Raw genomic sequence first — 15,521 nt, forward strand, 5'->3', positions numbered from 1 at the left:
GGCAACGTAAGGCGCTGAACTGCTTAAGGGCAAGGGGGAGGTTATCGAGCCGAGTTGAGCAGTCGCGCGCGTGTGAGCCGAAAGGGCGCTGCCGGATGGGGCAATTGCCCGACGGCGCGTCCTGCGAACAATTGCGCCCCGGTCCGCGTCGCCGCGCGAAACGTCTCCCAACTCTCAACCCGGTTGAAATACACCGCGCTGCCGCCACGTTTTGCACTGGCGAGCAAGCGCTCGATGTCCAGACGGTCATTCTCGGTCAGGCGTTCCGGCAGGTCTGCGCCGATGGCGTCCACGCCCAGATTCTCAAACCGACTCCAGAACGGCCAGTCCGTGCGCACATGCACATAGAGTTTCGCACTCTGCGAGCGCAGGATGCGCAAGGTTTCATCCAGCACGGTTGAGGGCGGGTCCGCAGGGGCGTCCTTGATCTGGACCCAGACAAGCTGCCGCAGTTCGGCCGGCAGGTCGGCCAACGCCATGACATATTGCGAACGCGTGCGCGGATTGCTCAGCGAGGTGTAACCCGCCGGCACGATCAAAGCGCATCGGGTGCCCGTCCGGACCAGGTCTTCAAGCGCTTCCGCAGCGTCGCCAAGCACCGCCATGTCCACCGCCAGACGTGCGTCGGGCTTGAGATCGGTCAGCATCAGGTCGGTGTTGCGCGCCTGATAGGGGGAGTCCACGTCTGCATTCACTGCGCGCACGAAGTAACTGGCGACCGCTTCCCGCTTCTTGTCCCAGACCGGTTGGTAAAACAAGGAGAAGGCCTTGTTCTGGTTGGGTTCTGTCTGGACGGTTTTGGATTGGCGGGGCTCGTCGATCTCGGCGGACGCCATCGTCGCGGCGAATTCCTCAACGCTCAGCTGTTCGCTTTTGGCTTCAACCTTGAGCTGGTTGATGAAGGCTTCCCCAAGGAAGAACTGTTCCATTTCATGGCTGATCTTGTTGGTCAGCTTTTGCGCTTCCGGCCCGGACAGGGCCTTGAAGATCACCAGATACCCGCTGGCGCATTGAATGATCAGGTCGTCTTCGGCCACCCGCTTGTCGATAATGGAGCGAGAGGCGATGAAAACCCGCTCGCGCCATTCCGGCCAACGATCGCCCGCCGCATCGCGCACCCGGTCCATATTCACGAACTGGTAGCGGCTTACGTCAATCTGCTCCGCGCTCGCCAGATGGCGCTTGAGCTGGGTCATCACGTCGTCGTTCACGCCCGGGCCTTTCCTTGTTCCTTCCGATCTTAACCGTGAAGGCGTTGTCAGAGCGTAACTGTTTTCAGCTGCGGCTCTGCGCGCTGGGCGAGGGAAGGATGCTGCAATCTGTTGCTGCGCCGCACCGGTAATAAATTATTCAAACAAAAAGGCCTTTTTCAGCCATTCTCGATTGAATGGCGCGCATGCAGCATCTTTTTATTGCGTTGCAAATCAGTCATGGTCCGCGCGTCCAGCCTCAGGCTGATCAGATAGACAAGCAGTCAATGAAGACTGCGTTCAATCAGGGAGAGTCTCCATGGTGCCATCCTTTAATCGGATCGCCTTGCTTGCAGCGGCGTCGAGCCTGACGCTCAGCGCAGCATCTCAAGCGCAAGTTTTTGATCAGGTCGGCGGCGGCGAACGCCGTACGGTCGACGTGATCACGGTCACCGCCCAGCAACGTGAAGAAAGCGCACAGGACGTTCCGATCTCCATTGGCGCCTATGACACCGAAGCGCTGGCCAACGCTGGCGTTCGCGACATCAAGGATCTGCAGGCGATTGCGCCGGGCCTGATCGTGACCTCGACCCAGTCCGAGACCATCACTACCGCCCGTATTCGCGGCATCGGCACCGTGGGCGACAACTTCGGCCTGGAAAGCTCGGTCGGCGTCTATATCGACGGCGTGTTTCGCGCGCGTAACGGCGTGGGCTTCAACGACCTGGGCGAGCTTGAGCGGATCGAAGTCCTGCGCGGCCCGCAAGGCACGCTGTTCGGCAAGAACACCTCCGCCGGCGTTCTGAACATCGTCACCGCAGGCCCGGAATTTGAAAACGGCGGCGCTCTTGAAGCGACCGTCGGCGATTACGGCTACTCGCGTCTCAGCGGCCATCTGACCGGCGCCATCATCGAAGACGTCCTGGCGGGCCGTCTGTTTGCGGTGCAAGGTCAGCGCGACGGCTATATGGACCTGTATGTTCAGGACCAGAACGGCCAGTACACGGATACGGACTCTGACGATCAGGGTTTTTGGTCCGTGCGCGGTCAGCTGGAGTGGACCCCGAGCGAGTCTGTCACCGGGCGCCTGATCGCTGATTACACAAAGCGTGATGAAGTGTGTTGTTCGGCTGCGTCCTGGGATTACACCCCGGCCGGCATCGCACTGGTGAATTCGGTTGGCGGTGACGCCCTGTATCCGGCGGATCCGGAGGAGCGCGTCGCATTCTCCAACCGTACATATGAGCAGATGGTTGAAGACTGGGGCATGTCCGCGGAGTTCGATATCGAGCTGCCGATCGGTACGCTGACCACCGTCACCTCCTTCCGCAACTGGGAGAATGCACGCAGCCAGGACATCGACTACACCAGCGCGGACCTGGCCTATCGCGACAGCGACAGCAACTACACCGATATCGAGCGCCTCTCCCAGGAAGTGCGCCTGAACGGTCAATGGGGCGATCTCGACTGGCTTGTCGGCGCGTTCTACTCCCATGAAGATCTTGTTCTGGGCGACGCCATCCGGGTCGGTGACGACTGGGAAGCCTTCCTTGGGCGTTCGCTGACGGCTGGCACCGTGCCGCCGCTGGGAACTCCGGCGGGCGTCAGCGCCGTTCTGGCTCAACTGACGGGCGGTCTGATCAACATTCCGCCGGGCTCCGCCTATGTCGGCGGCCAGGGCGTCAACCAGGACGTTTATAATCAGACGGCTGACAGCTGGGCGGTCTTCACCCACAACGCCTATCGTCTGACCGACAATCTGACGGTGACCGCAGGCCTGCGTTATACGCATGAGAGCAAGGACGTTTACGCGACGTTCGACACCAACCAGCCGCTGGCTTGTGCGGCTGTCGAGCAAGCGTTTGGTTTTGATCCGATCAACGGGTTCATCGCCGCAGCTACGGCTCAGAACCTGCCGGCAGCAACCATTCAGGGCGGCGCCACCGCCATCGGCAATATCTGTCTGCCGTATCACCGCTCCGGCCTTGATGCGAACGGTTATGATAACCAGCGCACGGACGAGGAAGTCTCCGGCACCCTGCGTCTGACCTACGACATCAATGATGACGTCATGGTCTTCGGCGGCTATTCGCGCGGCTTCAAGGCGGGCGGTTTCAACCTGGACCGCCAGCTTAACGGCCCGATCGGCGCGGACGGCTATCTGAACTCGGACAATTCGTTTGCGGCTGAAACCGTGGATTCCTACGAGATCGGCTTCAAATCCCAGCTGTTCGGCAATGTGGTCCAGCTCAACGGCTCGGCGTTTTTCCAGCAAGTCGGCGACTTCCAGCTCAACACCTTCAACGGCATCGCCTTTGTGGTTGAGAGCATCGATGAAGCTGAAACCTATGGCGTGGAACTGGACTTCTTCTACGCCACGCCGATCGATGGTCTCGATCTGACGGCGGGCTATGCCTACACCAACACCGAGTACACCGAGGTGAATACGGGCGACCCGCTTGTGGATGCGCTGCAAGGCCAGGATTTCTCGCTGGTTCCTGATCAGACCTTCACCACTCAGGTGATCTATTCGCGTCCGGTGTTCGACAACCTGCTGGCCAGCGCCAGCGTGGATGCGCGCTGGGCGTCTGAGTACAACACCGGTTCCGACCTGGATCCGGAAAAGGTTCAGGACGCTTTCACCACGGTGAACGCCCGTCTGGGCCTTGGTCGTGAAGACGGCGCCTGGTCGGTCGAGCTGTGGGGCCGCAACCTCACTGACGAGACCTACGCACAAGTGGCGATCGACGCCTTTGCTCAAGGCCGCCGCGCGGGCTCGGGCACGTCGCTCGACGCACGCGGCACGGCCAGCTATGCGGCCTTCCTGGGGGCTCCGCGCACCTGGGGCGTGACCCTGCGTACGGAGTGGTAAAACCCCACTTCGCGACTTAGCTGCAGATGCGAAAGGCCGGTTCCGAGAGGAATCGGCCTTTTCTTTTTTGTGCTTGTGTGATTCTGACGCTGAGTCGGCTGACGGGTTATGCTGCACGTGCAGCGCGTGTTTTCAGTAAATAATCCAATTGGACTGTGCGACTGCAGCATAGATTGACGTTCGCGTCATCGTGACTGTGCCGCAACAGTTGTATATCAAAATTCAAAAAAGCACCCTATATGGCCTCTGTGGGAATGCTTAAGCGCTATTGGGTGCTTCCATGCCTTTGCAAAATCAGTCACCTTTGTATGGACATTAGTCAGCGATGAATGGCGCGGACTCGCGCCCAACGGCCACCGGCGATGCCGGACGCGCTGAATTAGGGAGGAGACAAATTCATGATGTCTAAGTTCACGCGCACCGCTCTTTATGCGGCCGCATCCACTTTCGTGCTGGGCGCGGCTGCGCAGGCGCAGGTCTTTGAGCAGGTCGGGGGCGGCGAGCGCCGCACTGTCGACGTCATCACTGTTACGGCGCAACAGCGTGAAGAAAGCGCACAGGACGTGCCGCTGTCCATCGGCGCCTATGACACTGATGCGCTCGCCAACGCAGGTGTGAAGGACATCAAGGATCTGATCTCGATCGCACCGGGTCTGATGGTGACCTCGACCCAGTCCGAGACCATCACCACCGCCCGTATTCGCGGTATCGGCACCGTGGGCGACAACTTCGGCCTGGAAAGCTCGGTCGGCGTCTATATCGACGGCGTGTTCCGGTCCCGGAACGGCGTCGGCTTTGGCGACCTTGGTGAAATCGAGCGCATTGAAGTGCTGCGCGGACCTCAGGGCACGCTGTTCGGCAAGAACACCTCCGCCGGCGTTCTGAACGTGGTTACAGCGGCGCCTGAGTTCGAAGCGGGCGGCAGTCTGGAAGCCTCGGTCGGCGATTATGGCTACAGCCGTTTCAGCGGTTCGATCACAGGACCGGTTTTTGAAGACGTTCTGGCCCTGCGCCTGTTCGCCGCCTCGGGCGAACGTGACGGTTTCCAGCAATTGATCCTGGATGACGGCAACGGCCCGGCGGAAGTCACCGATTCTGAAACGCAGCAGTATTACACCTTCCGCGCACAGGCCTTGTGGACGCCGAGCAATTCTGTCGAAGGTCGCTTCATCGCGGATTACTCCAAGCGTGACGAGCTTTGCTGTTCGGCGGTGCAATGGGATTACGCCGCAACGCCGGCTGTCTTCGTCGGCTCTGTCGGCGGGCAGGTGATGCAACCGGCAGACCCTGAAGCGCGCGTTTCCTATGCGAACCGCGAATATGCTCAGAACGTCGAGGATAAGGGTGTCTCCGCCGAGTTCGACATTGAATTGCCGATCGGCACGCTGACCACGGTCACCTCCTGGCGTCAGTGGGAAAACAGCCGGACCCAGGATATCGACTATTCGACCGCCGACATCGCCTATCGGGCTGACGGCAATTACACGGATCTGAGCCGTTTTTCCCAAGAAGTCCGCCTGACGGGCATCTGGGGTGATCTGGACTGGCTGGTCGGCGGCTTCCTCTCCCATGAGGAGCTGGAGCTGGGCGACGCCATCCGGTACGGCGATGATTGGGAAGCCTATCTGGGCCGCCTGCTGACGGCGGGCAGCGTGCCGCCGCTGGGCACGCCTGCAGGCGTTTCCGCAACGCTGGCATCCATCGCAGGTCTTGCTCCGGTCGCGGCTCTGATCGGTGTGCCGGGGGCGCAGGGCTTCCTGCCTGTTCCCGCGCCGGGCGCGGCCATTCCTGAAGGCACGGGTGTGGCTGGCGACGTCTATGACCAGACGGCTGAAAGCTGGGCGCTGTTCACTCACAACACCTATCGTCTGACGGATAATCTCAGCCTGACCGCTGGTTTGCGCTATACGCATGAAACCAAGAACGTGTTCGCTACGTTCAATACAAACAGTCCTGCGGCTTGCTCCGCGCTGGAAACGGCCTTCGGCCCGGATCCTGTGGCGGGCCTCGTCGCCGCTGCGACTGCAGCAGGTTTGCCGGCGGCGTCAATTTCCGGTCTGGCCACGGCTGCAGGCAATATCTGTCTGCCCTACGCTCGGACGGGACTGGATCAGACCGGTTATGACCGTGAGCGCACGGACGAACAAATGTCCGGTACGATCCGCCTGACCTATGATTTCTCGGACGATGTCATGGGCTATGTCGGGTATTCGCGTGGCTTCAAGGCAGGTGGTTTCAACCTTGACCGTTCGTTCAACGGTCCGATTGATCCCGTGCGTGGATACACCGATGTGGATTCCGGGTTCGCGCCTGAAATCATCGACGCTTACGAAGTCGGCTTCAAATCTCAGCTGTTCGGAAATGTCCTGCAGCTGAACGCCAACGCGTTCTATCAGGAAGTCGAGGACTTCCAGCTCAACACCTTCACCGGCATTTCCTTCGTGGTGAACTCCATTGAGAGCATTGAAAGCTACGGCGTTGAAATCGACTTCGCCTACGCCACGCCGATTGACGGCCTCGATATCACGGGCGGCTACGCCTATGTGAACGCCGAGTATGGCGATGAAGCCTCGATCGCGCCGAATCTGCGTGGCAATCAGATTTCTCTGTCGCCGGAAAACTTCCTGACGGCGCAGGTGATCTATGAGCGTCCGCTTTGGGGTGATGTCTGGGGTCTGGCGAGCCTGGATGCCCGTTATGTCAGCGAGTACAATACGGGCTCTGACCTGGATCCGGAAAAGGTGCAGGACGCCTTCACCATCCTGAATGCGCGTGTGGGTCTGTCACAGGCAGACGGCCAATGGTCTCTCGAAGCCTGGGGCCGCAACCTGACCGACGAAGCCTATGCTCAGGTGGCGTTCGACCAGTTCGCTCAGTCTGGCGGCTTTGGCGCCTTTATGGGCGCTCCCAGAACCTGGGGTGTGACGCTTCGCAAGGAGTGGTAAGATCAAGACAACTGATTGGCGAGAAAAGACCAGTCAGGGAGGACGGCGAGGGCCGGAGCGAAAGCTCCGGCCCTTGTCTTTTGCGCCGCCGGTTTGAGGCGCGGGCCTGCCGCAGAACAAAAAAAGGGCGGCCCTCGGGCCGCCCTCAATCAGTCATTTCGCGTCGCTCAACGCGACTGGATTTTCTGGTAAGCGGGCAGGGTGAGGAATTCCTCAAACGTGTCGCTCAGCGCCAACTCCGCCAGGATGTCAGCGGCTTCTGAGAAGCGTCCGCCAGCCCAGGCGTTGTCGCCGACTTCTGATTTGATCGCGTCAGACGCCTTGGCGATTACCGTCTTGATGCGATCGGCGTCGATCAGTTGACCATCATCGGTCTTCGCGCCGTGCGTGCGCCATTGCCAGAGCTGGGCGCGGGAGATCTCCGCCGTGGCGGCGTCTTCCATCAAGTTATGAATGGGCGCTGCGCCGCGCCCTTGCAGCCAGCTGGCGATATAGCGGATGGCGACATCGACGTTGCCGTAGAGACCCGCCTCGGTGATCGTGCCCTCGCAAGGCTCTGTCAGCGCGACTCGGTCTTCTTTGACCTCTGGTTTTTTGTCGAGTTGGTTCGGGCCGGGCATAACGGCGTCAAACGCCGCCATGGCCACCGGGACCAGCGCGGGGTGCGCCACCCAGGCGCCGTCATGGCCGATACTGGCTTCGCGGGTCTTGTCCGCTTTCACCTTTTCAACGGCCGCTTCATTCGCCGCGTCATCGCCTTTGACCGGGATGAAGGCGGACATGCCGCCCATGGCGTGGGCGCCCCGGCGATGGCAGACGGCGATCACGCGCTGGGCGTAGGCCGCCATGAAGGGGGCGGCCATGGTGACCTGGGCGCGATCGGGCAGCACTTTGCCGCTGTCTGATTTCTGGCGCTTGATATAGCTGAAGATGTAATCCCAGCGGCCGGCGTTGAAGGCGGTGATGTTCTCACGCAGCTCGTAGAGGATTTCGTCGAGCTCAAAGGCCGCCGGCAAGGTCTCGATCAGCACCGTGATGCGCACCGTGCCGCGCTCAAGTCCCAGATGTTCTTCGCAATGGCGGATCACCAGCGACCAGAGGCGCGCCTCAAACCGCGTTTCCAGCTTGGGGATGTAGAAATAGGGCCCGGAGCCGTTTTTCGCGGTGCTGGCATGGTTGTGGAAGAGATAGAGGACAAAGTCGAAAAAGCCGCCTGACACCGGCGCGCCATCGACAGTGACATGCGCTTCATCCAGATGCAGGCCGCGCGCACGGGCGATCAAAACCGCCGGATCCTCTTTCAGCGCATAGGACTTGCCCGATTTCTCATCCGTGAAACCGATGGTGCGCGCATTGGCGTCACGCAGATTGATCTGGCCCTCGACCATGTTCTCCCAGGAGGGAGTCGAGGCGTCCTCGAAGTCGGCCATGAAGCATTTCGCGCCGGAGTTCAGCGCGTTGATGACCATTTTGCGATCCACAGGGCCCGTGATCTCGACCCGGCGATCCTGGAGATCAGCGGGGGCGGCGGGGACTGTCCAGTCGCCCTTGCGGATGGCTTGGGTCTCAGCCGGAAAATCGAGAATTTCCTCGCCTGAATCCAGACGCGCCTGGCGCTTCAGCCGCTCTTGCAAGAGCGCGAGGCGCTCATCGTCAAAACGGCGGTGTACGTCAGCGAGCAGGGTCAGCGCGTCCGGGGTGAGAATCTGTTCAAAGCGGGGCTTCATCGGGCCATGGATGACAAGGCCTTCGGGGGCGACGCTCATGAGGCGCTCCTATGGTTTCAGGTTTGCAGATGCAGCGGCTCGGCGGAGACGATGACGCCGTCCCGGTCAGCATAGAGCCAGTCGCCGCGGCGCACGACGGCGCCCGCCACGGTGACCGGGACGCCGCGCACGCCAAGATCGCGCTTTTCGGTTTTCATCGGGATCAGCGTCAGGGCGAGTACGCCGAGCGCTTCTTTTTCCAGCTCCGCCACATCGCGCACGGCGCCATTGACGATGACGCCCGCCCAGCCGTTGTTGGCGGCCTTGCCGGCGAGGTCTCCGCCCAGCAGCGATCGCTTCAGCGATCCACCGCCGTCAACGACCAGTATGCGGCCGGATCCAGGCTCATTGACCGCTTCGCGAACGCGCGAATTGTCTTCATGGGTGCGGATGGTCTCCACCTGGCCGTAGAAGGCCTGTTCGCCGCCATACGATTTGAGGACGGGCGCGAGCACTTGAACAGTCTCGGGGAACGCGTCGCATAAATCGCAAACCGGGGTCATGGAGGTCTCCTGGTCAGGGGTAAGCAGAGGTGGAAAACTCGGGTCCGGAAATGCTTGAGAGCGCCGGGCGGGCATCCAGCGGCCCGCCACAGCGCCCTCAGTCAGGGATTGCGTGTCCACCAACGCAATCCCTGAGGTCGATAGAGCGGATTATTCCGCTGCGTCGGTCTTGAACTGGTCGGTCTCGGTGGAGGCGCCCATGGCGGTGGTCGAGGCCTTGCCGCCGGACAGGGTCATGTTCACGAGGTCGAAATAGCCCGTGCCCACTTCGCGCTGGTGACGGGTGGCGGTGTAGCCATCCTTCTCGGCGCCGAACTCGGCCTGTTGCAGCTCGGAATATGCGCCCATGCCGCGATCGCGGTAGCCGGAGGCCAGCTGGAACATGCCGTAATTGAGCTGGTGGAAGCCCGCCAGCGTCACGAACTGGAACTTGTAGCCCATCGCGCCCAGCTCACGCTGGTAGGTTTCGATGGTGGCCTTGTCCAGATTGGCTTCCCAGTTGAAAGACGGCGAGCAGTTATACGCCATCATCTTGCCGGGATATTCTTTCTGCACGGCCTCGGCGAAGCGCTTGGCCTCATCCAGATTGGGCTTGGAGGTCTCCCACCACAGAAGGTCGGCGACTTTGGCGTAAGCCAGGCCACGCTTGATGCAGTGGTCCACGCCCATGCCCGGCTTCAGGCGATAAAAGCCTTCTGCGGTGCGGCCCGCGTCATAATCGATGAACTCATGGTCGCGCTCGTCAACGTCAGAGTTGATCAAGGTGGCGGATTCCGCATCGGTGCGCGCCACAGTCAGGGTCGGCGTGCCCATCACGTCGGCGGCCAGGCGCGCGGCGTTGAGGTTGCGTTCGTGCTGGCTGGTCGGGATCAGCACTTTGCCGCCCAGGTGTCCGCATTTCTTTTCTGCGGCGACCTGATCTTCGAAGTGAACGCCCGCGGCGCCGGCTTCGATGAAGGCTTTCATGATCTCATAGCAGTTCAGCGTGCCGCCAAAGCCGGCTTCAGCGTCGGCCACGATCGGTGCGAACCAGTCGCGGCTGGCTTCACCGTTCTCGGCGACTTCAATCTGGTCGGCGCGTTGCAGGGTGCGGTTGATCTTCTTGGCCAGCTCAGGGGCGGAGTTCGCCGGATAAAGCGATTGGTCAGGATACATGGCGCCGGCGACGTTGGCGTCGGCGGCGACCTGCCAGCCAGACAGATAGATCGCCTTCAGGCCTGCGCGCACCATTTGCATGGCCTGGTTGCCCGACAGGGCGCCCAGCGCGTTGATATAGGGCTCGGTGGTGATCAGCTCCCACAGCTTGGCCGCGCCGCGCTCGGCGAGGGTGTGCTGGATCTGCACGGAACCACGCAGCTTGAGAACATCCTCAGCGGAGTAATTGCGCTCAATGCCGTCAAAGCGGCCTTTTGCGGCGGCGGGAACCAGATCATAAAACGTCGTCATCGGGGTTACCCCTTCATTGCAAGATTTGTTGTCAACGACCTTACAACGCAGTTGCAGCGTGGCCATGACCTCATTGCATAAAAAGAGGATACGAGGTATACGATACACACTTGTCATAGTGTGTGGATGTAACAAAGTTTACAAATGAGCGCGTCCCAGGAAAAGCTTTTCGCCGGCGCCCGCTTGCGTCGCCTCCGTAAGGAGCTCGGCCAGACACAGGCTCAGTTCGCCGAGAGTCTGAATGTCTCCGCCAGCTATCTCAATCTGCTTGAGCGCAATCAGCGCCCGGTTACAGCGCGTGTCCTGTTGTCGCTCGCAGATGTTTTCGATGTGGATGTGCGCGCGTTCGCCGCGGAGAGCGATCGTCAATTGCTGGCGGACCTCAAGGAGGCCGCCGCTGATCCGGTGCTGAAGAGCGCGGATCTGGACGCGCGCGACGTGCAGGAGCTGGCGGACGCCCATCCGCGCGCCGCCGAAGCGCTCGCCAAGCTTCATCAGGCCTACCGGGAGAGCAACGCCGCCGCAGCCGATCTGGCCCTGCGCGCGACCGGGGAGGAGGGAGCGTCCATTCTCAGTCCGCTTGAGGAAGTGCGCGACGCGCTGGACGCCGCTTCAAACTATTTCCCTGCTATTGAAGACGCTTGCGACCGGTTCCGCGCCGGTCTGGATGAAACGGTTGATCTGGGCGCGGCGCTGACCGCGCGTTTGAAGTCCTCTCATGGCGCCGCTGTACGCCTGTATGACGACGCGGTGATGGGCGGCGCCTTGCGGCGGTTTGATTTTCACGCGCGCAAGCTGTTGCTCTCTGACTTGTTGGAGCCGTCGGGCCGGGTGTTTCATCTGGCGGTGACCTTGGTCAATCTGGAATTGGGCGATGTGCTTGACCAGGAGGCGCACCGGGCGTCCGGGCTCAGCGATGACGCACGCGCCATGCTGCGGTCGACCTTGGCGAGTTACGCCGCCGCTGCACTGATGATGCCGTACCAGACCTTCTTCGAGGCGGCGGAGCGCAGCCGCTATGACATCGACGCCTTGCGCCGCCGATTCGAAGTGAGTTTTGAGCAGGTCTGCCATCGCCTGACCACGCTGCATCGTCCCGGCGCGCGCGGCGTGCCGTTTTTCATGATCCGGATCGATCAGGCCGGCAATGTGACCAAGCGGTTCGGCGGCGGGGTTCTGGCTTTCGCCCGTTCAGGCGGCGGTTGCGCCCGCTGGCGGCTCTATGATGTGTTCCGAACGCCGGAGCAACTGCATGTGCAGGGGCTTGAGCTGACCGATGGCAGCCGCTTCATCTCCATCTCCCGCGCGGTCACCCGCCCTCTGGCCGATGGCGGGGCGGCGCTGAACGCGGTCGCGGTGGGATGCGAAGTCAGCGCCCAGGACCGTATCATCTATACCCCTGGCGAGCGCTTCACCCCGATTGGCCTGTCCTGCCGTCTGTGTGATCGGAACGATTGCGCCGTGCGTGCGTTTCCCCCTATGCAACGCGCCTTGCGCGCTGATCCTCATCTGCGCGGCGCCGCGCCGTTCAGTTTTGGGGAGTAATAAGCTTTTCCATCCTTGGGAGTAGGTCGTATGATCACACTCCTTCAGCCGCCGATTCCGGATCGCCGCCATGCTGTCTCCACGTCGAAAAGCCGCTCTCATCGCGGGCGCAGTGTTCCTTGTGCTCGGGGGTGTCGCCATCCACGCCAGTCCGATGTCCGCTCAGGTGCTTGAAGAGCGCCTTCAAAGCGCTGCGGATGACGCGCTGTACGCCATGCGCGCGGATGAATGGGCGCGTGTCGAGATGAACGGGCAGTCCGCCACGCTCAGTGGTCTGGCGCCGTCGCGCCAGGCGCGTGATTCTGCGTTGCAGGCGGTCGCCACCGCCAGCTGGGCGGGCGGCGTCGTCGCAGGCGGCGTGACGGAAGTGGTCGACCAGACCCGTTTGCCCGGCGAAGCGGGGAGCTTCGCCTTGCGGCTTGATCTGACGGGCGGACGCATGCGTCTGGACGGTCTGATTCCCGATGCCGAAACCGGTGAGCGCCTGGCTGATCTGGCGCGCGAGCAAAGTTCTGGACGCGTTGACGTCCAGTTCCGTCTTGCTCCCGGTGCGGCGCCTGCGGGCTGGGAGCCGATGGTGTCTGAGGTGATCCTTGCGCTGGGGCAATTGGATGCAGGGGCAGGGCTCGTCACGCGCGATCGCGCCGCCTTGACCGGGCTTGCGCCCAGCTCCGCCGTTGCGCGAGAAGTGCGGCGCCAGTTCCTGGATGCGCCAGCGGGATTTCAATCAGCCGCGCTCGTTCGGGCGGACGGCGAAAGCTACCAGACCGAACTCAGCGACGCAGGTTTATGTGAATTGTTGATCCGGGGCGCGCTGGGGCGCCGCCCCATCGCCTTTGCGCCAGGCCGAAATGGTTTGACCGCGGACAGTCGCGCCGCGCTGCGCCGTGCAGGCGAAGTCTATGCCGCCTGCGTGGGTGCAGGCGATCTGATCATCGCCGTGCGCGCTGACGAACCCGGCGACCAAGGGGCAGGCCTGGCGTTGATGCGCGGTGAAGCGGCTGCGGACGCCATGGCGGAAGCCGGGGTGGAGCGCACTCATTTTCTGGCTGAGGCGGCGCCGCTGGGCGCCCAGGACGCATTGCAGTTCCGGTTGACGCCTCGACCCGCCCCCGAACCCATGACCGCCGAACTTGAAGAGGAACAAGGCTGATGATGTGGCTGATCTGGAATATGTGGATCCTGTTGCTGCTGGCCTTTATCGGCGGCGTGGTGACAGGCTGGATTCTGCACGGCAAATCCGATGAGACGCCGAAATCCGGCCCGCGGGGGCTGCTTGAACCCGCCCAGGGGCCGCACAGTCACGCCAGCAGCGCGACAGTGGACGCAGAGCCGCTCAAGGCCGAACCGGCGGCGCCGAAAAAGCGCGCCGCGGATTTGTTGCAAGAAGCGGCGCCGGATCTTGTGACCCGCACCGAGCCTGAAACCGAGACCGCGCCCGTCAGCGACGACCTCACCCGGATCAAGGGGCTTGGGCCCAAAGCGGCGGCGAAACTGTCTGAGAACGGAGTGACGTCCCTGGCCCAGATCGCGAACTGGACGGCGGACGATATTGCGCGCATGGACGATGTGATCAACGGTCGCGGACGCATTGAACGCGATGACTGGGTGGGGCAGGCGAAAGCGTTGTCCGCCTAGGCGCTTTGATATGCTTTAGTTCTGGTTGGCCCGCCACAGCCGCTCCGCGGCTTCACTGGCGGGCAGACGCCCTTCGGCCACAGCGCGTTCAAGCTCCGGCGCAAGAGTTTTGATGTCAGGGTCGGCGTGAAAGCTCTGCAATACGCGCTCTTCCACCATCGACCACAGCCAGCGCACTTGCTGGCCGGAGCGTTTGGCGTGAAGCGCGCCAGCGCTTTCCAGCGCCTGGCGGTGCTTCTTGACCGTGTCCCACAGCGCTTCGACGCCGTCGCCGGTCAGGCCTGAGCCTCGTAAAACCGCAGGGCTCCAGTGCGGGCTCACCGGGGCGAACAGATGCAACGCCGCCTCCAGATCGCGCTCGGCGCGGCGCGCGCGGGTTTCATTTTCACCGTCCGCCTTGTTGACGAACAGAATTTCAGCCAGCTCCAGCAGACCCTTCTTGATGCCTTGCAATTCGTCGCCGGCTCCGGGCAGCATCAGCGCGACAAAGACATCGACCATGTCCGCCACGACAGTTTCAGACTGGCCCACGCCGACGGTCTCGACGATCACCACATCATAACCTGCAGCTTCGCACAGCAGCATGGATTCGCGGGTCTTGCGGGCGACGCCGCCCAGGGACCCGGCGCTGGGCGAGGGGCGGATGAAGGCGTTGCGGTCCACCGCCAGCGCGCCCATGCGGGTCTTGTCGCCCAGAATGGAGCCTTTTGTGCGTGATGAAGACGGGTCCACCGCCAGTACGGCGACCTTGCGGCCCTGCGCCGTCAGATGCCCGCCCAGCCGTTCTATCAAAGTGGATTTGCCGACGCCCGGCACGCCGGTCAGACCCACACGCCAGGCCTTGCCTGTGCGGTCCATGACGTGAGTGAGCAGATCCCGCGCCCGGGCCTGGTGCTCGGGGCGCGTGGACTCCACCAGGGTGATGCCGCGGGCGAGGGCGGCGCGATCTCCGTTGATCAGCTTGTGTGCGAGCGCGTCTGTCATGGGTCTGTTCAAACGCGAGCCGGGACGGGGGGCAAGCGCAATTGTGACATTCGTCCGCGATTACGGATAAGAGCCGATGATCACCACCGGATCATGCGCGCCGCCCGGACGCGCGCCACGCCCGCCCTCCACATCAAGGATTGCGGTGATCTGGCCTTGCGGGCCTTCACGGAAAATCCAGTTGCGCACCAGCCCCATCGGCCCGGCGCGCTCCACCTCGTCCACATAGGCGGGCGTGATGTCGCCTGACCGGTTGACCGGGCGATACCCGTCTGCATGGCGCGGCGTCGCATCATATCGGATGCGGAACCAGTCATAGCCGGCGGTGTGAACCGTCTCGGCGGCGTGGCGCAGGGCGTACTGCTCAACCTGCGCGTCGTCTGTGCGTGCAGGGGCGGTGTACCAGACCCGCCAGGTGTCAGGCCCGGTCCGCAGGGCGTCATAGCCCAGCCCGTCCACGCTGGCGCTGGCGGGGCCATAGGCGCTGAGCGGCGGGCTGACAAAAGCGTCTGAGGTGACGGCGCACCCTGTCAGAGCGACCAGGGCGAGCGGTCCGGTGAGCCATAGCGCGCGCATGCCCGCCTCTTTCCTGTGACAACTGGTCTTGAAAAGTCGACCGGTTCGCGGGTTTT

The 15,521-nt window shown here is 62.3% G+C and carries 11 protein-coding genes; 5 read left to right on the forward strand and 6 right to left on the reverse strand.

Annotated features, from left to right (window positions below; translation table 11 throughout):
* Positions 1-41 precede the first annotated feature (41 nt).
* The gene (locus tag ACTIGF_RS09575) at positions 42-1,211 is read right to left on the reverse strand and encodes a hypothetical protein (protein WP_439636678.1); all 1,170 of its coding nucleotides are present in this window, start codon (positions 1,209-1,211) and stop codon (positions 42-44) included.
* Positions 1,212-1,509: 298 nt separating this feature from the next.
* Between ACTIGF_RS09575 and ACTIGF_RS09580 the strand changes: the two genes are divergently transcribed.
* Together ACTIGF_RS09580 and ACTIGF_RS09585 are read left to right on the forward strand one after the other, a co-directional pair.
* A complete protein-coding gene (locus tag ACTIGF_RS09580) occupies positions 1,510-4,062 on the forward strand; it encodes a TonB-dependent receptor (protein ID WP_439636679.1) in 2,553 nt (850 codons plus the stop codon).
* 398 nt (positions 4,063-4,460) lie between these two features.
* Positions 4,461-7,007: a TonB-dependent receptor gene (locus ACTIGF_RS09585; protein ID WP_439636680.1), complete on the forward strand. Its 2,547-nt coding sequence runs from the start codon at positions 4,461-4,463 to the stop codon at positions 7,005-7,007.
* Positions 7,008-7,174: 167 nt separating this feature from the next.
* Here the strand turns inward: ACTIGF_RS09585 and aceB are convergent, their stop codons facing one another.
* From aceB to aceA, 3 genes are all read right to left on the reverse strand, one after another.
* On the reverse strand, positions 7,175-8,773 hold the full coding sequence (gene aceB, locus ACTIGF_RS09590; RefSeq protein ID WP_439636681.1) for a malate synthase A: 1,599 nt from the start codon (positions 8,771-8,773) through the stop codon (positions 7,175-7,177).
* A gap of 17 nt (positions 8,774-8,790) precedes the next feature.
* Positions 8,791-9,276 (reverse strand): ribonuclease E activity regulator RraA, encoded by a 486-nt coding sequence (gene rraA, locus ACTIGF_RS09595; RefSeq protein ID WP_439636682.1) that lies wholly within the window; start codon positions 9,274-9,276, stop codon positions 8,791-8,793.
* A 150-nt stretch (positions 9,277-9,426) separates the two neighbouring features.
* On the reverse strand, positions 9,427-10,722 hold the full coding sequence (aceA, locus tag ACTIGF_RS09600; RefSeq protein ID WP_439636683.1) for an isocitrate lyase: 1,296 nt from the start codon (positions 10,720-10,722) through the stop codon (positions 9,427-9,429).
* Positions 10,723-10,866: 144 nt separating this feature from the next.
* Here aceA and ACTIGF_RS09605 point away from each other — a divergent pair, with 144 nt between their 5' ends.
* From ACTIGF_RS09605 to ACTIGF_RS09615, 3 genes are all read left to right on the forward strand, one after another.
* Complete coding sequence (locus ACTIGF_RS09605; protein ID WP_439636684.1) at positions 10,867-12,267, forward strand: helix-turn-helix domain-containing protein; 1,401 nt, start codon at positions 10,867-10,869, stop codon at positions 12,265-12,267.
* Positions 12,268-12,337: 70 nt separating this feature from the next.
* Positions 12,338-13,420, forward strand: a complete 1,083-nt coding sequence (locus ACTIGF_RS09610) for a hypothetical protein (RefSeq protein WP_439636685.1) — start codon at positions 12,338-12,340, stop codon at positions 13,418-13,420.
* Positions 13,420-13,905 (forward strand): helix-hairpin-helix domain-containing protein, encoded by a 486-nt coding sequence (locus tag ACTIGF_RS09615; protein ID WP_439636686.1) that lies wholly within the window; start codon positions 13,420-13,422, stop codon positions 13,903-13,905. Before ACTIGF_RS09610 ends, ACTIGF_RS09615 begins: the two co-directional genes overlap by 1 nt.
* A 15-nt stretch (positions 13,906-13,920) precedes the next feature.
* Here ACTIGF_RS09615 and meaB read toward each other — a convergent pair whose 3' ends face one another.
* On the reverse strand, positions 13,921-14,889 hold the full coding sequence (meaB, locus tag ACTIGF_RS09620) for a methylmalonyl Co-A mutase-associated GTPase MeaB (RefSeq protein WP_439636687.1): 969 nt from the start codon (positions 14,887-14,889) through the stop codon (positions 13,921-13,923).
* A 60-nt stretch (positions 14,890-14,949) separates the two neighbouring features.
* Positions 14,950-15,465 (reverse strand): CC0125/CC1285 family lipoprotein, encoded by a 516-nt coding sequence (locus tag ACTIGF_RS09625; RefSeq protein WP_439636688.1) that lies wholly within the window; start codon positions 15,463-15,465, stop codon positions 14,950-14,952.
* Positions 15,466-15,521 lie beyond the last annotated feature (56 nt).

Source organism: Oceanicaulis sp., assembly GCF_051859625.1.
Lineage (GTDB): Bacteria > Pseudomonadota > Alphaproteobacteria > Caulobacterales > Maricaulaceae > Oceanicaulis.